At 66.0% G+C, this 23,446-nt stretch carries 18 protein-coding genes, 1 pseudogene and 1 riboswitch; of the genes and pseudogenes, 17 read left to right on the top strand and 2 right to left on the bottom strand.

Going from position 1 to position 23,446, the window contains the following annotated elements:
• The first annotated feature begins 3 nt into the window (after nt 1-3).
• A complete protein-coding gene (locus ACX9NE_RS21335; RefSeq protein WP_459364604.1) occupies nt 4-1,230 on the top strand; it encodes a PPE family protein in 1,227 nt (408 codons plus the stop codon).
• Here the strand turns inward: ACX9NE_RS21335 and ACX9NE_RS21330 are convergent.
• Nucleotides 1,227-2,417 carry a cytochrome P450 gene (locus ACX9NE_RS21330; protein WP_459364603.1) on the bottom strand — a complete coding sequence of 397 codons (1,191 nt, stop codon included), beginning with the start codon at nt 2,415-2,417 and terminating at the stop codon, nt 1,227-1,229. The genes ACX9NE_RS21335 and ACX9NE_RS21330 overlap by 4 nt on opposite strands.
• Nucleotides 2,418-2,587: 170 nt before the next feature.
• On the opposite strand from ACX9NE_RS21330, the gene ACX9NE_RS21325 reads away from it, so the two are divergent.
• The 3 genes from ACX9NE_RS21325 to ACX9NE_RS21315 all read left to right on the top strand — a co-directional run bounded on the left by ACX9NE_RS21325 (nt 2,588) and on the right by ACX9NE_RS21315 (nt 5,458).
• On the top strand, nt 2,588-2,782 hold the full coding sequence (locus ACX9NE_RS21325; protein ID WP_459364602.1) for a ferredoxin: 195 nt from the start codon (nt 2,588-2,590) through the stop codon (nt 2,780-2,782).
• A 200-nt stretch (nt 2,783-2,982) separates the two neighbouring features.
• Nucleotides 2,983-4,197 (top strand): PPE family protein, encoded by a 1,215-nt coding sequence (locus ACX9NE_RS21320; protein WP_459364601.1) that lies wholly within the window; start codon nt 2,983-2,985, stop codon nt 4,195-4,197.
• A gap of 37 nt (nt 4,198-4,234) precedes the next feature.
• Nucleotides 4,235-5,458 carry a PPE family protein gene (locus ACX9NE_RS21315; RefSeq protein ID WP_459364600.1) on the top strand — a complete coding sequence of 408 codons (1,224 nt, stop codon included), beginning with the start codon at nt 4,235-4,237 and terminating at the stop codon, nt 5,456-5,458.
• Between the two features lie 10 nt (nt 5,459-5,468).
• On the opposite strand, the gene pstS is transcribed toward ACX9NE_RS21315, so the two are convergent.
• A complete protein-coding gene (gene pstS, locus ACX9NE_RS21310; RefSeq protein ID WP_459364599.1) occupies nt 5,469-6,581 on the bottom strand; it encodes a phosphate ABC transporter substrate-binding protein PstS in 1,113 nt (370 codons plus the stop codon).
• 361 nt (nt 6,582-6,942) lie between these two features.
• On the opposite strand from pstS, the gene ACX9NE_RS21305 reads away from it, so the two are divergent.
• The 13 genes and pseudogenes from ACX9NE_RS21305 to ACX9NE_RS21245 all read left to right on the top strand — a co-directional run bounded on the left by ACX9NE_RS21305 (nt 6,943) and on the right by ACX9NE_RS21245 (nt 23,438).
• Nucleotides 6,943-7,266 carry a DUF732 domain-containing protein gene (locus ACX9NE_RS21305; protein ID WP_459364598.1) on the top strand — a complete coding sequence of 108 codons (324 nt, stop codon included), beginning with the start codon at nt 6,943-6,945 and terminating at the stop codon, nt 7,264-7,266.
• Nucleotides 7,267-7,538: 272 nt separating this feature from the next.
• Nucleotides 7,539-7,838, top strand: coding sequence for a type VII secretion system ESX-5 target PE19 (locus ACX9NE_RS21300; RefSeq protein WP_068027478.1), 300 nt, complete (start codon nt 7,539-7,541; stop codon nt 7,836-7,838).
• A 314-nt stretch (nt 7,839-8,152) separates the two neighbouring features.
• Nucleotides 8,153-8,449 (top strand): type VII secretion system protein EsxW, encoded by a 297-nt coding sequence (gene esxW / locus ACX9NE_RS21295; RefSeq protein WP_459364597.1) that lies wholly within the window; start codon nt 8,153-8,155, stop codon nt 8,447-8,449.
• Between the two features lie 61 nt (nt 8,450-8,510).
• Nucleotides 8,511-8,795: a WXG100 family type VII secretion target gene (locus ACX9NE_RS21290; RefSeq protein ID WP_055579135.1), complete on the top strand. Its 285-nt coding sequence runs from the start codon at nt 8,511-8,513 to the stop codon at nt 8,793-8,795.
• Between the two features lie 99 nt (nt 8,796-8,894).
• Nucleotides 8,895-9,797, top strand: a complete 903-nt coding sequence (locus ACX9NE_RS21285; RefSeq protein WP_459364596.1) for an ESX secretion-associated protein EspG — start codon at nt 8,895-8,897, stop codon at nt 9,795-9,797.
• Between the two features lie 266 nt (nt 9,798-10,063).
• Nucleotides 10,064-11,575 (top strand): type VII secretion integral membrane protein EccD, encoded by a 1,512-nt coding sequence (gene eccD, locus ACX9NE_RS21280; protein ID WP_459364595.1) that lies wholly within the window; start codon nt 10,064-10,066, stop codon nt 11,573-11,575.
• Complete coding sequence (mycP, locus tag ACX9NE_RS21275) at nt 11,553-13,361, top strand: type VII secretion-associated serine protease mycosin (protein ID WP_459364594.1); 1,809 nt, start codon at nt 11,553-11,555, stop codon at nt 13,359-13,361. The genes eccD and mycP overlap by 23 nt, the downstream gene beginning before the upstream one ends.
• Complete coding sequence (eccE, locus tag ACX9NE_RS21270; protein WP_459364593.1) at nt 13,358-14,584, top strand: type VII secretion protein EccE; 1,227 nt, start codon at nt 13,358-13,360, stop codon at nt 14,582-14,584. Before mycP ends, eccE begins: the two co-directional genes overlap by 4 nt.
• Nucleotides 14,581-16,413 carry a type VII secretion AAA-ATPase EccA gene (gene eccA / locus ACX9NE_RS21265; protein ID WP_459364592.1) on the top strand — a complete coding sequence of 611 codons (1,833 nt, stop codon included), beginning with the start codon at nt 14,581-14,583 and terminating at the stop codon, nt 16,411-16,413. The genes eccE and eccA overlap by 4 nt, the downstream gene beginning before the upstream one ends.
• A 546-nt stretch (nt 16,414-16,959) precedes the next feature.
• Complete coding sequence (locus ACX9NE_RS21260; protein ID WP_459364591.1) at nt 16,960-18,219, top strand: PPE family protein; 1,260 nt, start codon at nt 16,960-16,962, stop codon at nt 18,217-18,219.
• Between the two features lie 98 nt (nt 18,220-18,317).
• Nucleotides 18,318-19,514, top strand: a complete 1,197-nt coding sequence (locus ACX9NE_RS21255; protein WP_459364590.1) for a PPE family protein — start codon at nt 18,318-18,320, stop codon at nt 19,512-19,514.
• 134 nt (nt 19,515-19,648) lie between these two features.
• Nucleotides 19,649-19,821, top strand: a riboswitch (M-box (ykoK) riboswitch).
• A gap of 339 nt (nt 19,822-20,160) precedes the next feature.
• Nucleotides 20,161-21,121, top strand: a pseudogene (locus ACX9NE_RS21250) (PPE family protein).
• Nucleotides 21,122-22,136: 1,015 nt separating this feature from the next.
• Nucleotides 22,137-23,438, top strand: coding sequence for a PPE family protein, SVP subgroup (locus ACX9NE_RS21245; protein WP_459364589.1), 1,302 nt, complete (start codon nt 22,137-22,139; stop codon nt 23,436-23,438).
• Nucleotides 23,439-23,446 lie beyond the last annotated feature (8 nt).

The raw sequence follows: 23,446 nt of genomic DNA, 5'->3' as shown, positions 1-23,446 counted from the left end.
GTAATGGATTTCGGCGCTCTACCTCCGGAAGTCAATTCGGCGCTGATGTATTCCGGTCCAGGGTCGACCCCGATGGTGGCCGCGGCCTCAGCCTGGAACGGATTGGCCGCGGAGCTCAACGCCTCCGCCCTGGCGTACGACAAGGTGGTCACCGGGCTGGCCAGCGAGGAGTGGATGGGACCCGCTTCGGCGTCGATGGCGGAAGCCATCACACCCTACGTCGCCTGGATGAGCACCACTGCCACGCAGGCCGAACAGGCCGCCAGCCGGGCCACCGCGGCGGCCGCCGCCTACGAAAACGCTTTTGCCGCAACGGTTCCGCCACAACTCGTCGCGCTGAACCGGGCCGAGCTGGCGCAGGCCATGACGACCAATGTCTTCGGTCAGAACAACAGCGTCATTGCCGCGCTCGAAGCGCAGTACGGCGAGATGTGGGCTCAAGACGCCGCGGCGATGTACCAGTACGCAGCGTCCTCGGCGTCCGCGGCCAAGGTCACACCGTTCGCGGCACCGCCACAGACCGCCAATCCCGCCGCTTCGGCGATTCAGGGCGCTGCGGTATCCCAAGCCACCGCGACATCGGCCGGCTCGGCGCAACAAACACTGACCGACCTGCTCAGCGGTATCCAGAGCCAGCTGACGAATCTCGCGTCGCCGGGAAACATCGCGCTGCTCGGTCTCAACCCGACCAGCGAATCGCTGACGGGAATTACGTTCAACCCGAACTCCATTCTGGGGTCAGCCCTGACGGGTATCGGCGGAAACAGCACGCTGAACCCGCAGTGGCTCATCACGGCGTTTCGCAACTTCGCCGGCCCGGTCTACAACATCGAGGGTCTGCCGTACTTCTCGACCGGTATGGCCAACACACTGCTGTCCCTGAGCAAAGGACTGGCGCCGGCGGCGTCGTCGGCGGCGGCGGGCGCCGCGCACGGATTGGGGGGGTTGGGCGGCCTGCTGGGCAGCGGTGGCGGTCAGGTTGCCGCGAGTCTGGGGCAGGCAGCCTCCGTCGGCAAGCTGTCGGTGCCGTCCGCCATCGCGACGCTCGGCCCGGCTGTCAGCCACGCGGCGCCGATACCGATCAACACGGTCAGCGCCAGCCCTGAAGCCACCGGAAACCTGCTCGGCGGCATGCCGCTAGGCGGCTTCGGGGCCGGCGCGGCCGCCGCCGGTGGGCAGAAGTACGGATTCCGCCCGACGGTCATGGCGCGACCGCCGTTCGCAGGCTAGCCGTCTTGTGACAGGGCGGTCGCCCAGTTCAACGGCAATGACGTGAGCGCGAACGTCTTCGACGGGAAAGCGATTTCCGGCCGGTACCGCGGCGCGAGGTCGAAGTCCGGAAGTTGCGCCAACCATTCTGCGACGATCACCGTGAGCTCCATCCGTGCCAGATGAGACCCCAGGCAGCGATGCGGACCGCCACCGAAACCCCAGTGGCGGTGCACCTTTCCGTCCAGAACGAGATCGTCGGTGGAGGTGCCGTCGGTTCCGTCGCGGTTGATCGCCGCCATGCACAACCGCACCTGGGACCCGGGTGGCAACGTCATGCCGCCCACGTTCACGAATTCGGTCGTCATCCGGGGTGCCACCGGCGCCGAGGGCTCCAGCCGCACCACCTCTTCGATGAAGACCCGGATCTCACGTGGATTCTCACGAAGCTCCGCGCGCAGCCGCGGCCGGCGCGCCAGCTCCAGCAAGGCGAACCCGATGGCCGCGGTCACCGTGTCCAGACCCGCCAGTATCAGCAGGTGACTCATGCCGAGCAGCTCGAGATCGGTGAAGTCACCCGGCCCGGACATGATCTGAGACAACATGTCTGAGCCCGGCCGCTGCCGGCGCTGCCGGATCGCATCGGTGAGGTATTCCAGCAGCTCCACCTGACCTTGCTGCGCCTCGTCCAAGGTGAGAAACGGCTTGTCTCCGACGATCGCGTTCTTCCATGCGATCAGCCGGTCACGATCGGCCAGCGGTAGCCCGTAGAGGTCACAGAACACCTGGAAGGGGTACAGCCGCGCGAAATCTGCCATCGCCTCACACCGTCCGCGGCCGGCAAGCTCAGCGATCATGTCGGTCGCATGACGCTGTAGCACGGGTCCCGACGCGCTGAGCCCGTGCGGGCTGAAGTAGGGCTGCAGGATTCGGCGGTACCTGGTGTGTTCGGGGGGATCATACGAAAGCGGAAGGACCGGAAGCGGATTGGTGGGTGGCTGCAGTAGCCGGGAGGAGAACACCTTCGGGTTGCGCAACGCGGCCAGCACGTCCTCGCGCCGGGTCAGGTAGTACGAGCCGTTCATGAACACCACCGGCCCGGCCTCTCGCAGCGTCCGCCACCCGGCGCCCCGGTCGGCGCTCAGCGGCAAAGACGAGTACTCGAGTCTGGGCAGGTGGAAGCCGGCTGGTTGGCTTCCACCGCTCATCGGAGTCAATCTTTCGCGTTGTATTCAAAGCCGCTCTTTGCGGCGGTATGCCTGGCAAACCTACCAATCTTGTTGCCGTCCGGCACATCCGCTGATCGGCAGGCGGCTAGGCTACGTGAGAACCCGTCCACCACGCATGCGGACGGCCGCCCTCGAAAGGGGACAACCGGGTGAAGGTTCGTCTTGATCGATCGAAATGTGTTGGGCACGCGCAGTGTTACGCTGTCGACCCCGATCTGTTCCCGATCGACGAGTCGGGATACTCGATCCTGCAGGATCACGAGGTGGCCCCCCGCGATGAAGAGCTGATTCGCGACGGCGCCGCCTCCTGCCCGGAGATGGCCATCCTTCTCGAAGAGGAATGAAGTCTGAACTCAAGGTTAACAAACGTCGACGAGTAATGAATAGTTGGCATCTCAGGATTCGAAGACCGAGCCCCGCCTTTAAGTTTCAGGTGAGCGCGGATCGCCCAGCCTCAGGGCTCAGGTCAGCAGATATGGAGGTCTCCGCCGGCAGCACTGTGGCTGCCACGGCGCGATGACGACGCCAATCGTCAGGAGGGCTGTTGTTCGACTTCGGGGCGTTGCCGCCTGAGATCAATTCCGGCCGCATGTACAGCGGCCCGGGACCGGGTCCCATGCTGGCTGCCGCTTCGGCCTGGGATGGCATCGCCAGCGAATTAAGTTCGGCCGCAACAGGTTATGCAACGATCGTCACCGAGTTGACCAGTTCGCCATGGCTTGGTCCGGCATCGCGGTCGATGTTGTCCGCAGCCCTGCCGTACGTGACCTGGCTCGCCGCGACGGCCGGCCAGGCCGAGAGTGCGGGCAGTCAGGCCCGTGCGGCCGTGGCCGGCTACGAGACCGCATTCGTCCTGACGGTGCCGCCTCCGGTGATCGCGGCCAACCGGGTCCTGCTGATGACGTTGATCGCGACGAATTTCTTCGGTCAGAACACCCCCGCGATCGCGGCCACCGAAGCGGACTATCTGGAGATGTGGGCCCAAGACGCCGCCGCGATGTACGGCTACGCGGCCTCCTCCGCGGCGGCGACGGAGTTGGCCCGGTTTTCCCCGCCCCCGGCTACCACCAACCCGGCTGCAGCGGCGGCATCCGCCGAGAGTTCCGCGCAAGGCACCGCCGCGACTATCCCGCAGATGCTGTCAGCTGCCGCACTGCCGCAGGCGGCCACGTACGCGGCGGCCGCCGAGGCCGCCGGGGCCTCGGATGTGGTAGCCGCCGCCGAGAGCCAGATCGGGAGCCTCTTCGGGTGGCTGCCGACGCCGGACAACAACTGGGCGGGCCTCTACCCCGGCATGTACACCACGCTCAGGCAGACACTGCAGGCGTACTTCGGAGTGGGCATCGGCAATTTCGGCTGGTCCATCGGACAGCAGTTATTTCCCGGCCTAGGCACCACCGCAGGTTCGGGTGGTGCCTGGTACCCGACACCGCAGTTCGCCGCCCTGGGCGCCGGCGGCTGGAACTACCCCACAGGCAAGTTAGGGCTTACGGCCAGCATCGCATCGTCCACCAAGGTGGGCACCCTGTCCGTGCCGGCCGCATGGACCGGCGCTCCCGGCGCCGCCGAACAGGTGCCCGCCGGCCCCATGGGCGCACACTTCGCTTCGTCGTCCGGCGCAGCGAGCCATGTCGACGGCGTGAACGCCCCACTGCGCGGGTTTTCCGCAGGCGCACGCGGCGGCCAGCGCGCCGGTAACCTGGGCGTCCGGTACGGACTGCGGTACACCGTGCTCACCCGACCACCATCCGCTGGATGAATCTTTTTGTTCCACAAAGTGATTGAGGAGTCAGAACATGACAACCGATTTTGGAGCCCTACCACCCGAGGTCACTTCGGCGATCATGTACTCCGGTCCGGGAGCATCTTCGTACGTCTCCGCGGCATCGTCATGGAACGCGCTTGCCGCCGAACTCATGTCAACGGCGCGGGGCTACGACACGGTTCTCACCCAGCTGGCCGGCGAGGGGTGGCTGGGTCCGGCCTCGGCCACCATGGTGCAAGCCGCACAACCCTACGTGGAATGGCTGACGGCTACCGCCGGGCAGGCCGAGCGTGCCGCGATCCAGTCTCAGTCGGCCGCGGCCGCCTTTGAGACCGCGTTCGCCTCGATCGTCCCGCCGCCGCTGGTGGCCGCCAATCGCGCCACTTTGGCCCAGGCGTTGCAGACCAACGCTTTCGGCCTCAACAATGGCGTGATCGCAGAGCTGGAAGCCCAGTATGCGGAGATGTGGGCACAGAACTCCCTGACGATGTACAGCTATGCGTCGTCCTCAGCGCTCGCGTCGAAGCTGGAATCGTTCACCGCGCCTCCGGCGATCACCAACGCAACGGGTACGACGGCACAGAGTGCCGCCGTCGCTTCGGCCCAGGCCGCCCCGGCGGCGTCGATCCAGGAATCGCTGCAAAGTTTCTTCAACCAGATCACCAGCCAGCTGGGACTTCTGGCCACACCGGCCGGCACGCAGCAACTGCTGAACCAGACCTCGACCCAGTTCCCGGTTCTGACCGAAATCTGGTTCCTGCTGACCGGACAGACGACATTGCCCGACAACATCGGCACGCTCCTGGCGGGTTACTCGAACTACGCCAGCTTCTTCTACAACACCGAGGGTCTGCCGTACTTCAGCGTGGGCATGGGCAACTTCGGTGTACAGATTGCCAAGTCCGCGGGCTGGTTGGGCGGTGCGGCGCCGGCCGCTGCGGCCGCCGCCGTCCCGGCACCTCCAATAGCCGCGGCACTCGGCCCCGGCGGGCAGGTGGCGGCAGGCCTCGGTAGCGGAGCCCACATCGGGCACCTGGCCGTGCCCTCGTCATGGCCCGGGGCGTCCGCGGCGCCCACAGTGCGCCCGGCTGTGCAGATGATCAGTGAACCGATCACCGCGGGCGAGTCCGCCAGCACCGGGAACGTGTTGAGTGGCATGCCGATCGCCGGCGGGGGCAACGCGCGAGGGGCCGGCGCGGCCCCACGGTACGGGTTCAAACCCACCGTCATGCCTAAGCAGCTCCCGGTGGGCTAGACCGCGAATCTCAAGAGATGGCGTTCACCGCGGTCGACAATCGCGACTTGAACACGTCCGGAATCGGGATGTACCCGTTGTCCGCCAGACCGCTCTGGCCGGGTCCGATGGTGCTCTGCAGGAACGCCCTGACAGCGGTACCGGCTTGGGCGTCGGGGTACTTCGAACAGACGATTTCGTAAGTCGCCAGCACGATCGGGTAGGAGCCGGGCTGGCTCGGCCGATAGAACGAGATGGTGTCGAGCACGAGGTCGTTGTTGTTGTTGAGGATGCCGGCCGTGGCGATCGTCTTTGCCACGGAGTCGGCGGTGATCGTCACCGGCTCCGGACCGGCGGACGTGATGATTTTGGCCATGTCCAGGTGTTGCGCCTGCGCGAAAGACCATTCGTTGTAGCTGATCGCCCCTTCGGTGCGCTTGACTGCCGCGGCTGTGCCGTCGTTGCCCTCCGCACCCTCGCCGACGCCACCTTTGAACTGCTTTGCGGCGCCTTTGCCCCAGGCGGGGCCGCCGGCGGTGTCGAGATACCGCTGAAAATTGTCGGACGTGCCGGAGTCGTCGCTGCGGAACATCACGCGAATCGGCTCCGAGGGCAGCGTCACACCGGTGTTCAGGGCTGCGATCGCGGGATCATTCCAGGTGGTGATGGTGCCGTTGAAAATCCTGGCCGCGGTGGGTGCGTCGAGAGTCAGCGACGAAACCCCGCTGACCCGGTAGGTGATGGCGATCGGCCCGAACACCACCGGCAAATTCCACGCCGGTGCGCCACAACGCTGCTGAGCGGTGGCATACTCAGTCGGGCTCAGCGGGGAGTCCGATCCCCCGAAATCGGTTTGTTTGCCTAGGAACTCACGGATGCCGGCGCCTGACCCGTTAGCGGTGTAGTTGGTCGTCTGTCCCGGGCACGCTTGCTCAAACGCCTTGACGAACCGGGTCATCGCGTTGGCCTGAGCCGTCGACCCGCTGGCCTTCAGGGTTTTCTGTCCGCCACAGTGGACGTCCGCCGGCGCCGGACTACCCTGCCCGCCCGGCGCATTCGCCTTATTCTGACCACCACATCCGGACAACGCCAAAACAGTTGCAGCAAAGACCACCTGGAGAGCGCGGAACCGGGTGAGTGACAATTTCTTCCCCTCATTCGGGCAAATTAGAATTCGATTTCTTTATGGCCGGCTCAATCGAGCACGGTGGAACCCTACTGGAACTTCGGTAGCCGCACATTAACCGCCGGTGGCGTCGGCGCAACTCCACTGTGAACTGGAATCAACGGGACCGGGACCCGGTGCGGTGCGCGGCGGAACGGCGCAGCAGCCCGGTGCCGCTTTGTACCGCGGAAGTGACCGTCGGGTAAATAAAAAATGTACAACTCGCCGCGCAACTGGAACTGCGGCGCGACCCTCGCGAAAATCAAGACCAATGGGCCGACCCTTCAAAGTCTGCAGTTCGGCTGACACAACAAGCGCGCGCACTGTGGGGAGCATCTGGATGTATTTGCGTCGTACCGGGTCGGCCGTGTTGCTGGCGTTTCTCGGCCCGCTGACAGTCGCTACCGCCCACGCGGATACGACCGACGACAGGTTCCTTGCGTCATTGCGGTCGCAGGGCATCATCGACCATGTCTCCAGCGCCCACGCCATCGAAGCCGGTCACTTCGTCTGCGTGAAACTCGACAACGGGATGTCTCCGAACGACGTCGTCAGCGATGTGTTGAACAGCAGCAACATGCCCGCCTACCACTCCGGCTTCTTCGTGGGCGCGGCCATTGACGCCTACTGCCCGCGTCACAAGGCCGATCTACCCGCCACGTGAGCGCCGCAGCCTTGCACCGAACTGACCTCCCGGGGGCAGCCGAAGCACGCCACCTTGCCGCGCGAGTTAAAGCTGAGAGCTTGCGGTGGACTGTCGAAAGCGCCGTCCCAAGCAGGTCAGGCGCTGTTACTGTGTGGTTACGGGAGGTCAGGTCGTATTGCCGTCTAGTGAACAAATATCGACTAGGCAGCGTCGAAGGCGACCTGGCGACGCACAGTCATCTACTCTCATCCAGGGAGCGGTTGCTGGGATGAATTTAGGGAGGAAACAGCATGTCGTTCGTGACCACACAGCCCGAGGCTTTGGCGGCTGCGGCCGGAAACCTGCAGGGCATCGGCACCACCATGAGCGCACAGAACGCTGCCGCGGCGGCGCCGACCACGGGGGTGGTGCCGGCTGCAGCCGATGAGGTCTCGGCGCTGACCGCGGCCCAGTTCGCCGCGCACGCGCAGATGTACCAGGCCGTCAGCGCGCAAGCTGCGGCGATCCACGAGATGTTCGTCAACACCCTGGCGACGAGCTCTGGTTCGTACGCCGCCACCGAGGCCGCCAACGCGGCGGCCGCCGGCTGACCATTTTGGCTTTTCCGGATCTTGGGACGGATCCGCGACGGACGTGAGTCTCACAGCGACCGCCCATCAGGCGGTGATTTCGAGGTGCGACAGCCGGTCGGGGCTGCCATTTACGGATCGCCTGCATTCGCCGTCAACCCGTACACCGTGGTTCGGGTTCGACACCTTTCCGACCGTGGAGCACCCGGTGGCCGCCGGCTGACCGAAAGGGGAGATTCGAAGTACTACCGGTCGGCGGATACGTCCGCGTGTAGCCGATCGGCCATCGCGTCTTAACAAGCTGATCTGAGCAACAACAAGTTAAGGAGAATCAGGTGACTTCACGTTTCATGACTGACCCGCACGCAATGCGGGACATGGCGGGCCGCTTCGAGACCCACGCCCAGACCGTCGAGGACGAGGCCCGTCGCATGTGGGCGTCGTCGCAGAACATCTCGGGTGCCGGCTGGAGCGGTCTGGCCGAGGCGACCTCGCTGGACACCATGGGCCAGATGAATCAGGCCTTCCGCAACATCGTGAACATGCTGCACGGCGTGCGCGACGGCTTGATCCGCGACGCGAACAACTACGAGCAGCAAGAGCAGGCCTCCCAGCAGATCCTCAGCAGCTAACGGCTACTGCCTTTCAAAGCACTGGCTAGCTAGAGCTCTATCACGATAGGAGAACATCGATATGACCATTAATTACCAGTTCGGGGATGTCGACGCGCACGGCGCACTCATCCGCGCGCAGGCCGCCAACCTGGAGGCCGAGCACCAGGCCATCGTTCGCGATGTGCTGGCTGCCGGTGACTTCTGGGGCGGCGCCGGTTCGGTGGCTTGCCAGGAGTTCATCGCCCAGTTGGGCCGCAACTTCCAGGTAATCTACGAGCAGGCCAACGCTCACGGGCAGAAGGTTCAGTCCGCTGGCAGCAACATGGCGCAAACGGACAGCGCCGTCGGCTCCAGCTGGGCCTAAAACCACAACTGCAGGCGCGGCAGCACACCAATTCGCCGGTGTGCTGCCGTGTCATGCGGTTAACTGGAAGTTCGAACGAGAAGGACCGCTGAGGTAGGGATGGATCAACAGAGCACCCGCACCGATATCACCGTCAACGTCGACGGCTTCTGGATGCTGCAAGCGCTGCTGGATATCCGGCACGTCGCGCCGGAGCTGCGGTGCCGGCCGTATGTATCCACCGACAACAACGACTGGCTCAATGAACATCCGGGCATGGCTGTCATGCGCGAGCAGGGCATCGTCGTCGGCGACGCGGTCAACGAGCACGTGGCAGCGCGGATGAAGGTGCTCGCGGCACCGGACCTCGAGGTCGTCGCGCTGCTGTCGCGTGGCAAGCTGCTCTACGGCGTGGTCGACGACGAGAACCAGCCTCCGGGGTCGCGCGACATACCCGACAACGAGTTCAGGGTGGTGCTGGCCCGCCGTGGTAACCACTGGGTCTCGGCCGTGCGGGTCGGTAATGACATCACGGTCGACGACGTCGTCGTCTCGGACAGCGCCTCGATCGCCGCGCTGGTGATCGACGGCCTCGAGTCGATCCACCACGCCGATCCTGCGGCGATCAACGCTGTCAACGTGCCGCTGGAAGAAATGCTCGAGGCCACCAAGTCGTGGCAGGAATCGGGCTTCAACGTGTTCTCCGGCGGCGATCTGCGCCGCATGGGCATCAGCGCCTCCACGGTCGCCGCGCTGGGTCAGGCATTGTCCGACCCCGCGGCCGAGGTTGCGGTGTACGCGCGCCAGTATCGCGACGACGCCAAAGGTCCCAGCGCGTCCGTCCTGTCCCTCAAAGACGGATCGGGCGGACGTATCGCTCTGTACCAGCAGGCGCGTACGGCCGGATCCGGCGAGGCGTGGCTGGCTATTTGCCCGGCGACTCCGCAGCTCGTTCAAGTAGGCGTGAAGACAGTTTTGGACACTCTGCCGTACGGCGAGTGGAAAACGCATAGCAGGGTTTAACAACGCCGTTACGAAAAGCGCAGTGCAACAATATTTTTGAACATAAAATGCGAGCGTGATGCCAACACGGCATACTGCTTTCGAGCGGGCTGCAAAGCTAAAATCAATACGTCAACCACAACTGATAACCGCGAGGCGAGGCAAATGAAAACGGAGTCATTCCAGCCGCAGCGCTACCCGGGCACCGCTGCCCCGGTAGACGCACCGGCACAGCCCGCCTCGCGGACGACAACCAATTCATGCGCTAGGGCAGGGGGTGCAGGACGATGACCGCAGTAGCTGATGCGCCACAGACTGATATTGAGGGCATTTCGTCGCCCAGAGCTGTGGTCGTGGGGATCATGGCCGGCGAGGGCGTGCAGATCGGCGTCCTGCTGGACGCCAATGCCCCGGTCTCGGTGATGACCGACCCACTGCTGAAGGTGGTGAACAGCCGCCTGCGTGAACTGGGGGAGACCCCGCTGGAGGCCAGCGGGCGCGGCCGGTGGGCGCTGTGCCTGGTCGACGGCACCCCGCTGCGGGCCACCCAGTCACTCACCGAGCAGGATGTCTACGACGGAGACCGGCTGTGGATCCGGTTCGTCGCCGACACCGAGCACCGGTCGCAGGTCATCGAGCACATCTCGACCGCCGTTTCAGCCAACCTCAGCAAGCGGTTCGCCGCGATCGACCCGATCGTCGCCGTTCAGGTCGGCGCCACCATGGTGGCGACCGGGGTGGTGCTGGCTTCCGGTGTGCTGGGCTGGTGGCGTTGGCACCACAACACGTGGTTGACCACGATCTTCACCGCCATCGTCGGTGCCCTGGTGCTGACCGTTTCGGTGATGCTGCTGATGCGCGCCAAGACGGACGCAGACCGCCGGGTCGCCGACATTCTGTTGATGAGCGGCCTGGTGCCGGTCACGGTGGCCGCCGCTGCCGCACCGCCCGGGCCGGTCGGATCGCCCCAGGCCGTGCTGGGTTTCGGGGTGCTGACGGTGGCGTCGGCACTGGCCTTGCGGTTCACCGGTCGCCGGCTGGCGGTCTACACCGCGATCGTGACGATCAGCGCTCTGGCCACCATCGCGAGCCTGGCCCGGATGGTGGCGGCCACCAGCGCGGTGACCATGCTCTCCTGCCTGGTGCTGGCATGCGTGATCCTCTACCACGCCGCTCCGGCTTTGTCCCGGCGCCTGGCGGGTATTCGCCTGCCCGTTTTCCCGTCGGCGACCAGCCGGTGGGTGTTCGAGGCCCGGCCCGACCTGCCCACGACGGTGGTCCGGTCCGAGGGCGGTCCGCCGACCCTGGAGGGTCCGGCCTCGGTGCGCGACGTGTTGCTGCAGGCTGAGCGGGCACGGTCGTTCCTGAGTGGTCTGCTGGTGGGCCTGGGCGTGCTGATGGTCGTGTGCCTGACCGCGCTGTCCAACCCGCACACCCACGAGCGGTGGTTGCCGCTGCTCCTCGCAGGATTCTCCGCCGGGTTCCTGCTGCTGCGCGGCCGCTCCTATGTGGACCGGTGGCAAGCCATCACCTTGGCAGCTACCGGCGTGCTGATCGTCGCGGCGGTGCTGGTGCGCTACGCGCTGGTGCTGGCTTCCCCGTTGTCGGTGTCGATAGCCGCGGCGATCCTGGTAGCACTTCCGGCCGCGGGCATGACGGCTGCGGCGGTCGTGCCGAACACCATCTACAGCCCGCTGTTCCGCAAGTTCGTGGAATGGCTCGAGTACCTCTGCCTCATGCCGATCTTCCCGCTGGCATTGTGGTTGATGAATGTATATGCAGCGATCCGATACCGGTAGCAGTCGCTCGCGGCGCGGTCGTGCGATCAGCGCGACCGTCGCCGCGATGCTGCTCACCTCCGGAGCATTGGCAGGGATGCCCCCTGCCTATGCAATCACTCCTCCAGCGATCGATCCCGGAGCGCTGCCACCTGACAGTCCACCCGGGCCGGTCGCGCCCATGAAGCAGAACTCCTACTGCACCGAGGTCGGGGTGCTGCCCGGCACCGACTTCAAGGTGCCGCCGAGGTACATGGACATGCTGAACCTCAACGAGGCGTGGCAGTTCGGCCGAGGCGAAGGCATCAAGGTCGCCGTCATCGACACGGGCGTCACACCGCACCCGCGGTTGCCCCGCCTGATTCCCGGTGGCGACTACGTCATGGCGGGCGGCGACGGGTTGTCCGACTGTGACGCCCACGGCACCCTGGTGGCCTCGATGATCGCCGGCGCACCGGCCACCGGCTCATCGCCTCCGCCGGCGTCACCGCGCCGGCCCGTCACCATCCCGACCACCGAAAAGCCGCCGCCGCCGCAGACGGTGACCCTGTCACCGGTACCGGGCCCCACCATCACGATGATTCCGGCGCCGCCGCCGTCGCCGTCCGAAGGCGCAGGGCCCGGCCCGGCTCCCGGTCCCGGCCAGGCACCGTCGGGCAACCGTAGCGGGGGGACGGTGACGATACCGGGTTACCCGGGCGGCGGCAGGGTCCAGCCGGTCGACTACCCGCGCAAGCCGGTCCCGCTGGCTCCGTCGACGACGACCACCACATCGCCGTCGACGTCATCGACCTCGGCGCCCCCGCCCCCGCCGCCGCCGCCCAGTCCGAATGCGGCACCGCCGGACGCGTTCAGCGGTATCGCCCCGGACGTCGAGGTGATCTCTATCCGGCAGTCCAGCCAGGCGTTCGGCCTCAAGGACGCGTACACCGGCGACGAAGACCCGCAGACGGTCGCGAAGATCGACAACGTCGAGACGATGGCACGTGCCATCGTGCATGCTGCCAATATGGGAGCGTCGGTGATCAACATCTCCGATGTCACCTGCATGAGCGCCCGTAACGTGGTCGATCAGCGGGCCTTGGGCGCTGCGGTGCACTACGCCGCTGTCGACAAGAACGCGCTCATCGTCGCCGCGGCGGGCGACAGCAGCAAGAAGGACTGCAAGCAGAACACCATCTTCGATCCGCTGTCGCCTAACGATCCCCGCGCCTGGAACGCCGTCACCACGGTGGTGACTCCGTCGTGGTTCAGCGACTACGTGCTGACCGTCGGCGCGGTGGACACCAATGGGCAGCCACTGTCGCAAATGAGCATCGCCGGGCCCTGGGTGTCGATCTCGGCGCCCGGGACCGACGTCATGGGACTCTCACCCCGCGACGACGGACTGATCAACGCGATCGACGGTCCGGACAACACGTTGCTGACTCCGGCCGGCACCAGCTTCGCCACGGCGATCGTCTCCGGGGTGGCCGCTCTGGTGCGTGCCAAGTTCCCCGAACTGTCGGCGTACCAGATCATGCAGCGGTTGATTCACACCGCCCGCCCGCCCGCGCGCGGCGTCGACAATCAGGTCGGTTACGGTGTGATTGACCCGGTCGCGGCATTGACTTGGGATGTCCCGCAAGGGCCGACCCAGGCACCCAAACAACTCTCGGCGCCGCTGTCGTTGCCCAAGCCGCCCGCCCCGCGCAATATGGCGCCGGTGTGGGTGGCCACCGGGGGCCTGACTGCGGCATTACTGATAGGCGGAGCAGTGTTCGGTACAGCGTCATTGATGCGACGATCGCGGAAACAACAGCGATGAAAGCCCAGCGCAAGTTCGGATTGTCGTTGTCCTGGCCGCGGCTGACCGCGGTGTTCCTGATTGACGTGCTCATCCTGGTCCTGGCCAGCCATGCCCCGGCTTCGTGGCAGGGCGAGAACAGGGTGGCCTGGTGGGTCGGCGTCGGCATTGCGGCGATCGTGACGCTGCTGTCGATCGTCACCTACCACGGCATCACGGTCACCTCGGGTGTCGCCACCTGGCTATGGGACTGGTCCGCCGACCCGGGCACCGCGCTGGGTGCCGGATGCACGCCGGCGATCGACTTCAAGCGTCGCTTCGGACGCGACACCGTGGGGGTGCGTGAGTACCGGGGCCTTCTGGTCTCGGTGGTCGAGGTGGACGGCGGTGACGCCGATTCAACGGGCCGGCACCGCCCTCGAGCCGTGGCTGCCGGGTCTGGCCCGGTCCTACCGGTGGCCGCGGTCGCAGATGGGTTGCGCCAGTTCGACATTCATCTCGACGGTATCGACATCGTGTCGGTCGAGGTGCGCGGCGGTGCCGCAGCCGCCAAGGCGTCGGCCTCACTGGAGGAGTGGGGTCCCGAAGGCTGGGGCGCAAACGAAGGGGCGGGGGCTCGGCCCGGCACCGACCGCCGCCGGACCTGGCTGGTGCTGCGGATGAATCCGCAACGCAATGTGGGTGCCGTGGTGTGTCGTGACTCGTTGGCATCGACGCTGGTGGCCGCTACCGAGCGACTGGTTCAGGACCTGGACGGACAAACCTGCTCTGCCCGGCCGCTGACCGCCGATGAGCTCGCTGAGGTCGACTCCGCGGTGCTGGCCGACCTGGAACCGACCTGGAGCCGTCCGGGCTGGCGGCACCTCAAGCACTTCAACGGGTTCGTCACCAGTTTCTGGGTGACCCCGTCGGATATCGACTCGGAATCGCTGGAGAGCCTGTGGCTGGCGGACGCCCCCGAGGTGGGTGCGACCGTGCTCACCATGCGGCTCACCACGCGCGCAGGGCGACCACAGTTGTCGGCATTCGTGCGCTACCACAGCGAGGCCCGGTTACCCAAGGAGTTGACGGCGGGCCTCAACCGCCTCACCGGACGCCAGTTGGCGGCGGTGCGGGCAAGCTTGCCTGCGCCGTCGTCCCGTCCACAGTTGGTCGTGCCGAGCCGCGACCTTCGCGACCACGACGAGCTGGAGTTGCCAGTGGGGCATGAGCAGGAGCACGCAACCAGCTCAGCACCACTATGACCCGGGGGCAGTCCACCGCCGAAGATGCCCGAAATGCCATGGTCGCCGGATTACTGGCATCGGGGATCTCCGTCAACGGACTGCAGCCGAGCCATAACCCGCAGGTGGCGGCGCAGATGTTCACCACCGCCACCAAACTCGACCCCGGTATGTGTGACGCCTGGCTGGCCCGGATCCTGGCCGGTGATCAGAGCATCGAGGTGCTCTCCGGCGCCTGGGCGGCGGTAAGGACCTTCGGGTGGGAGACCCGCCGGCTCGGGGTCACGGATCTGCAGTTCCGCCCGGAGGTGTCCGACGGCTTGTTCCTGCGTTTGGCCGTGACCAGCGTGGACTCGCTGGCCTGCGCCTACGCCGCTGTGCTCGCCGAAAACAAGCGGTATCGGGAAGCCGCCGAGCTGCTGGACGCCGCCGAACCACGGCATCCCTTCGATGCCGAACTGGTGACCTATGTGCGCGGGGTGCTCTACTTCCGCACCAAGCGGTGGCCCGACGTGCTGACCCAGTTCCCCGAGGCGACGCCGTGGCGGCACCCCGAGCTGAAGGCAGCGGGGGCGGCGATGGCGACCACCGCGCTGGCGTCTCTCGGAGTCTTCGAGGAGGCGTTCCGGCGCGGACAGGATGCGATCGAGGGCGACCGGGTGCCCGGGGCGGCCAACATCGCCCTCTACACGCAGGGCATGTGCCTGCGGCACGTGGGCCGTGAGGACGAGGCCGTCGAACTGCTGCGTCGCGTATATTCGCGCGACGCCAAATTCACGCCGGCTCGTGAAGCGCTGGACAACCCGAACTTCCGGCTCGTCCTGACCGACCCGGAAACGATCGAGGCCCGTACCGACCCCTGGGACCCGGACAGCGCGCCGTCGCGCGCGCAGGCCGAGGCCGCCCGTCATGCCGAGGAAGCCGCGAAGTACTTGGCCGAAGGCGATGCCGAACTCAACGCGATGCTCGGTATGGAGCAGGCCAAGCGGGAAATCAGGCTCATCAAGTCGACCACCAAGGTGAACCTGGCCCGCGCCAAGATGGGGCTTCCGGTTCCGGTGACCTCGCGCCACACTCTGTTGCTGGGGCCGCCCGGTACTGGAAAGACATCGGTCGCGCGGGCGTTCACCAAGCAGCTGTGTGGATTGACGGTCCTGCGTAAGCCCCTCGTGGTGGAGACCAGTCGGACCAAGCTGCTGGGCCGCTACATGGCCGACGCGGAGAAGAACGCCGAGGAGATGCTCGAAGGCGCTCTCGGTGGTGCGGTCTTCTTCGACGAGATGCACACCCTGCATGAGAAGGGTTACCAGCAGGGCGACCCGTACGGCAATGCGATCATCAACACCCTGCTGCTCTACATGGAGAACCATCGCGACGAACTGGTGGTGTTCGGCGCCGGCTATGCCAAAGCGATGGAAAAGATGCTCGAGGTGAATCAGGGCCTGCGGCGCCGCTTTTCGACCGTCATTGAGTTCTACAGCTATCAGCCCGACGAGCTGGTCGCGTTGACCGTGCTGATGGGCCGGGAGAACCAGGACGTCATCACCGAGGAAGAGGCATCGGTGTTGTTGCCGTCCTACACCAAGTTCTACCGCGACGAGACGTACTCCGAGGACGGAGACCTGATCCGAGGCATCGACATGCTCGGCAACGCGGGCTTCGTCCGCAACGTGGTGGAGAAGGCACGTGACCACCGCAGTTTCCGCCTCGACGACGAAGACCTCGACGCGGTACTCAACAGCGACCTCACCGAGTTCAGCGAAGCGCAGATGCGCAGGTTCCGGGAACTCACGCGCGAGGACCTCGCCGAGGGCCTCAGCGCCGCAGTCGCGGAGAAAAAGAGCAAGTAACGCTCGGCGGTTCGCCCTCTCAGCTAACCCTCCGGCCTGCCGCAGCGGCACGCCGACTGTGTTGCGCCCAACTCGCTGCCGTCGAAGCCTCGGGCAGATACGCTGTGTGCAACTCGCGCGATGACGGGAGTGGTAGGCGCACCTGGCAAATTCTGCCTGGTGGCGTCACCCAGGTGTGCATCCACGGTGGCGCTCCCGTGTGCCCCAACGGTGACGGGAGGTGGTGCCGCACTGATCGATTCACGACGCCTGTAGAAACTCCATGACAATTTTCTCCGATCCGGTCACGGCGCTACGGCGTTGCACGGCGGGCGCACCTACCCGACGCGTGGCACCCATTACGGCACCTGCACTTTCGAAGGCACCAAGACGTCACCGCGGCGGGCGCGGTCCGTAGCCGGGTCGGACCATCCCAAAGGAGAAGTCCGATGTCTATGTCTACCACGCGCTCGCCGGGAGCGGCACCCGGCAACCCTCAAGTCGACTGTGCCCCAACGCCATTGGCTACCTCCGACGCCGTTGTGATCGGCTGAGGAGGCGGTCCTGATGGATTTCGGTGCATTTCCCCCGGAGATCAACTCGTTGCGGATGTACACCGGGCCCGGCTCGGCACCGATGCGTGCTGCCGTCGCGGCGTGGGAGCGACTGGCCAGCGAACTGCAATCGACGGCCGCCGCATACGACACCGTAGTCTCGATACTGACCGACGACGGTTGGCGGGGCCCGGCCTCCGACGCCATGCTGGGCGCGATCACCCCGTATCTGACGTGGATGACCCTCACCGGGGCGAAGGCCGAGGAGGCCGCCACCCGGGCCGCGGCGGCCGCCGGAGCTTATGAGGTTGCGTACACCATGACGGTGCCACCGCCGGTCATCGCGGCAAACCGTGCCGAGCTGCAGACGCTGGTCGCCACCAACGTCATCGGCCAGAACACCGCGGCGATCGCAGCGAATGAAGCCGCCTACGGCGAGATGTGGGCCCAGGATGCGGCGGCCATGTACGGCTATGCCACCAGTTCGGCGGCGGCGTCGACGTTGACACCGTTCAGCCCACCACCCCAGGTCACCGACCCGGCCGGACAGGTTGGTCAGGCACTGGCGGTTACGCAGGCGGCCGAGACCGCGGTGGGCACCGTCCAGTCGCAGCTTCCCCAACTGATGTCATCGGTTCCTTCGACGCTGCAAGGACTTTCGGCACCGGCTGCGGCGCTCGATGCCTTCCCGGGCGCCGGACTGCTCGCCGACCTGCTGAACTTCCTGGACGGCAATGACGGAAACCCGTACGGGACCTTCTTGAATTCCAACCTGGTGAACGGGTTCGTCTCGGCCGGATACGTCAGCCCAGCCATCGTTGTTCCCGCCGTCTGGGCCGGGATGGCCGACATCAACGCCGTGGCCCTTGGCGCGCAAGGGAACGCGGTGCCGCCGATGGGCTCCGGCGAAGGAAACCCGTCCTGGATCACCCCCGATTCGCCGTCCGGACCGATCGGCGTACCCACACTGGGTGATACCGCCGAAATGTCGATGACCACAGGCGCGATCACCGCCAGCACGAACGAGGCGGCACTGGTGGGACGGATGTCGGTTCCGCAGAGTTGGATCGCCGCGACCGCCGTCGTAAATCACGCCGGCACCGCCGACCCCGGTGGGGGCTGGACCAGCACCGCGGTTGTTCCTCAGGCAGCCGCAGGCATGCCCGGCATCCCCGGTATGCCGGCACCCGGCATGTACGGCAACAACTTCGCCAATCCGCCGCGTTACGGATTCCGACCGACCATCATGGGGCGCCCACCAGCCGCTGGATGACAGGAGGGAGCCACCGCGACATCGGCCACCGGTCCGCACGGGATGCGGATCAGCGAGGCCGACGACGCAGTTTCGGTTGGTGAAAGGAGGTGCCGGCGTTGGATTTTGGAGCACTCCCACCTGAAGTCAATTCGTTGCGGATGTATACCGGGCCCGGCTCGGCGCCGCTGCTGGCCGCCATGACGGCCTGGGACGGGCTGGCTGCGGAATTACGTTTGACCGCAATGGGATACGAGTCGGTGATATCGGCCCTCGTCAGTGAGGGCTGGCTGGGGCCCGCGTCGGCGGCGATGACGGCCGCCGTCGTTCCGTATGTGAGCTGGCTGAGCATGACGGGCCTGCAAGCCGAGCAGACCGCGGGTCAGGCGGCGGCTGCGGCGGCGGCTTTCGAGGCCGCGTTCACGATGACCGTGCCGCCGGCTGTCGTTGCCGCCAACCGGGCACGGCTGCTGGTACTTGTCGCCACCAATTTCCTGGGCATCAACACGCCGGCGATCGCGGCCACCGAGGCCGAATATGCCGAGATGTGGGCACAGGATGCCACGGCGATGTACGCGTACGCCGCCAACTCCGCCGAGGCTGCGGCGCTGGCCCCGTTCCGCGAACCCGATCAGACCACCAATCCGGAGGGTCCGGCGGCACAGGCGGCAGCAGTCTCTCAAGCTTCCGGTTCTGCTGCCGGCAGCGTGACACAATCGGAGCTGCCGCAACTGATGTTCACCCTCCCCGCGACTATGCAGCAAATGGCATCCCCGGCCGCCGCATCACCCTTCAACAACATCCCGCAGACCGGTCTGCTTGCCGACCTCCTCAATTTCCTGGACGGCAACGACGGCAATCCCTATGGCGTCTTCCTGAACTCCACTCTGATGAACGGGATCGTGTCGGCCGGATACACCGCTCCCGGACAAGTTCTTCCCGCGATCACCGGCTCGCTGGCCGACACCGAAGCGGTCCTCGAAGGCGTCGAGGAGGCGTCCGCGCCCGCCGCGGACGCAGGCGCCGCCGGGGCCGCGTTGTCGGCAAACACGAGCGCAGGAATCACCGCCGGCACCGACCAGGCGTCCCTCATCGGCCGGTTGTCTGTGCCGCCCACCTGGACCACAGCCGTCGAGGTTGCCGAGCATACGGCCTTGAACATCGCTTCGCCCACCGCCGCGGCGCCCGAAGCCGCCGCGGGCATGGCGGGTATGCCCGGGATGCCCGCACCCGCCAGCTATGCGCGCAACTGGGGCAACGGACCGCGTTATGGGTTCAAGCTGACGATCATGCCCCGCCCGGTCGCCGCGGGTTAGCCCGAACCCGAAAACGCATTATTTGACATGGTGTCGAACAACAATTGCCCCGCCAAATCAGAATTTCGGCGAAAAAGCGGGAAATGCGGGCGGGTGAGTTGACCCTCAACCTTTCTGATGTCACGATGACTTTGCATGCACCTCGCTAGGTGAGGCGTCTGCACGGACACAGGCCACTGACCTCGAACGTCGAAAGACGCCCAGGGTCAGGACAGCTCCTCCCGGCTTAAGGGTTGAGCCCAAGTGACTTCCGGTGAGCTGCCGGATACGCCGTGTGGTGCCGAAGCTCTGTCGAGAGGGGTGTTGGCCCAGCCATTTTGCTGTTGGTCTCATCTCTTGTGGCGTGCATCCGGCACCATCGCGTGCCCCGGCCCCGAGGAGGTGAGAAGCGGAGTGAGTCCCGACGACAGTCCCTATCCGAGATCCACGATCAATTCGTTTCGATCCGGCCCGGGCTCTGTTCGTGCGATCTGAATCGCAAATTCCGTAATCGTCTGCGCGCGCTTTATGGCCGCTGCAAATAAGTTCGCGCGCGCAATTGATGAATGCGGTAATTGCGATTCGACGCTGCCCGAAATTAGTCGAACCTCGCGTGCGGTCGGGCGCGGCCGCGATCACCGCGACTTTTCAGTCAAGGAGGCGCGCGATGAATGCCGCCCTGGATTTTGCCGCCCTGCCACCCGAGATCAACTCCCTGCGGATATACACCGGACCCGGTTCGGCCCCGATGCTAGCCGCGGCGTCGGCGTGGAACGGCCTGGCCACGGAGTTGCGGGACACCGCGTTCGCGTACCAGGCAGAGCTCTCGGCGCTGATCGGTGAAGAGTGGTTCGGCCCGGCCTGGGTAGCCATGGCCGCGGCGGCCCTGCCGCACGTGGCCTGGCTGAGGACGACTGCCGCGCAGGCCGAACAGACCGCGGCTCAGGCCGAGGCCGCCGTGGCCGCTTTCGAAGCCGCCTTCGCGGCGATGGTGCCGCCACCGGTGATCGCGGCCAACCGGGCGGAGTTGGCCGAACTGGTCGTCACCAACATCCTGGGCCAGAACACCCCCGCGATCGCAGCGACCGAAGCGCAATACCTCCAGATATGGGCGCAGGACGCGGCCACGATGTATGGCTACGCCGCTTCGTCGGCGGCGGCCACCGACTTGTTCCCGTTCACCGGCCCGCGGGCCACGACCGCTCCCGGCGGATTGGCCGCACAGGCGGTCGCGATCACCCAATCCGGCGCAAGCCCGGCAGCCGGTCAGCAGGGCGCTCTCGGGCAACTCATGGCGGCCGTGCCGAGCGCACTGCAAGCACTCTCGGGAAGCAGCCGCAGCGGGAGCTTCTGGGCCGACTGGGGGCCGAACGCCAATGTCTGGAACACCCTTGCTTCGACCGGACTGATGGTGCCCGGTAGCACCTTCGCACCCTTCCTCGGCATGCTCGGAGGGCCCACTGCACGTGGCGCTGGGTGGTACCCCCATGGTCGCCCCGCCGCCGGCGGGACCCGCCGGGCTGCCGGGCGTTCCGCTGGGCAGCCCGGCGGCTCAACCTTATGGTCGAGCGGTACCGCAGCACGGATTCCGCCCCAGCTTCGTGGCCCGACCGCCTGCAGCGGGATAGCGCGTCCGGACGCCTGAGACGGCGCCGTTAACCGCAGCCGGCGGGCATCAGGTCGCCCCCAGCCGGCCGCTGATCGCGCTGAGCTGGCCTTTGAAGGCGTCCCGGCAAGCCGGCGACCCCTCACAGGAAACGTCCAGCAACTGAGCAGTCACGTGACAGCGCTTCTCGGGTACGGTGACCCGGCGTCTTGCGTAGGTTATTCCTTAATGTTAGGAGCACGCCCCATGACGATCAGCTATTGGCCAGCCCGCGCCGATGCCGCGACGGTCGCCGCCTGGAGCGGGGACCGTTACCCGGGCAGCCGATCTTGGCAGGTGGCCGACCTGCGCCCCCCCATCGCCGGGCCGGTAGAGCCGATGTCCGGCGCCGGACGGCGAAAGTCGGGTACCGGCGAAACGAGGCCGCGCGGCGCCACAATGACCGAACCGTCATCCGCCGACCGGTTTCGTCATTTGTTCACGCGGCACGATCTGACTCGACCGGCGGCATCGGGTAGACGGAACACAAAAAGTTTCCGCAGATGCGTGACCGCGGCTAACAGAATGAGGTTCAGCTAAAGGTTGAATAGCTGGTAATTTATTTTTGTCTGAGTGGATATTAATGAGCCTGGGGCGGCTCGCCGAGACGTTTCAGCGCATCTGCTTTTTGCTCCCAACAGGCCGTGGAACACCATCGCGGGCGAGCCGGATTAATGGCTATGAGCAGGCCTCACAGCGCGTGTTGGGGCTGTGATACCTGTTTTTTACATTACGATTACGCGTGGGGAACGCTATACAAATATTTTGAAGGAACTATGAGTCCAGTACTGGGGGAAGTAGCACCTGAACCTATCTGGGCGCAACGGCGAGCAAACACGGGAAGCGGTGAATGCGCCAAGCATTCGAAATGAAGCAGGGGAGGTTATCGCATGCAGGCATTAGCGCATCTGTTGGATTTAGCAGGAACTTCCTATGGATTACCGGCGCAGCGACGAGAGCCTCATTACCATGGCGACCGAGGGGACCGGAGGTAACACATGTTTGATTTCGGAGCGCTACCGCCGGAGATCAACTCGGGTCGAATGTACGTAGGGCCGGGGGCGGAGCCGTTGCTGGCCGCGGCCGCGGCATGGGACGCGCTGGCTGCCGAGTTGCAGTCCACGGCGGCCGCCTACACCTCCACGATCGAAGGCCTGACCGTCGGTCCGTGGACGGGGCCGTCGGCGATCGCGATGGCTGCTGCCGCCACACCCTACATCGCGTGGATCCGCGCCACGGGCGCTCAGGCCGAGGAGGCGGCGACCCAGGCAGAGCTGGCCGCGGGCGCCTATGAGGCAGCCTTCGCCGCCACCGTGCCGCCACCGCTGATCGCGGCCAACCGCGCGTTGCTCATGAGCCTGGTGGCGACGAACATCTTCGGGCAGAACACACCGGCGATCATGGCCACCGAGGCCCAATACCTGGAAATGTGGGCGCAGGATGCCGCGGCGATGTACGCCTACGCCGGCTCCTCTGCAACGGCCTCCCGGCTGACCCCATTCACCGAGCCGCCACAGACCACCAATCCGTCGGCATTGCCCGCCCAGTCGTCGGCTGTGGCGCAGTCGGCGGCCGCCAACACCGGTTCGGACATCGCCAGCCAGCTATCGCAGCTGATGGCATCGGTACCCAATGCCCTGCAAGGGCTGGCATCGAACCTGCTGGCCTCGCCGACCACCGGCTCGACCAACCTGTTGTCGGGGCTCGCGCTGCCACAGATTGCCGATGTCACGATGCCACCGTGGCTGGCGACGAACCTGGCCAACTGGAACACGATTATGTCGACCATCACCGGGCCGTACTCGCTGCAAGGCCTCGCCTCCATTCCCGGTGGACCGTTCCTGTCGTTCGGACAGATCTACGCGTACGCGCAGAACGGTCAGGGACTTGAGGCCTTCTTCGCCCCCGCCAAACCCATCAGCGGCGCGCTGGCACCCATCGCCAACCAGTACGGGGCGAATCTCACGTCGGCGACCATGGGCGGGGCGCCGGTGGCTGGATCCATGGGCCGTGCGGCCCTGGTGGGCGCCATGTCCGTGCCGCAGGGCTGGACCACTGCCGCCCCGGTCATGCGGACGGTCGCTTCCATCCTTCCGGCCGCCGCGGACGCCGCCCCGCAAGCAGCGCTGGCCGGGGAGGGCGGCGTATTCGGCCAGATGGCGCTGTCGAGCCTGGCGGGGCGCGCCATGGCCGCTACCACGTTCGGGTCCACCGGGGGCGCGGCCGCAAGCTCACTGGGCGGAGTGGCGACCGAAGCCGCCACCGCGACGATCATCGTCATCCCGGCGATCGAGGACTAGGGGAAGTC

It is taken from the genome of Mycobacterium sp. ML4, assembly GCF_054515735.1.
This window is presented reverse-complemented; position numbering and strand designations above follow the sequence as displayed.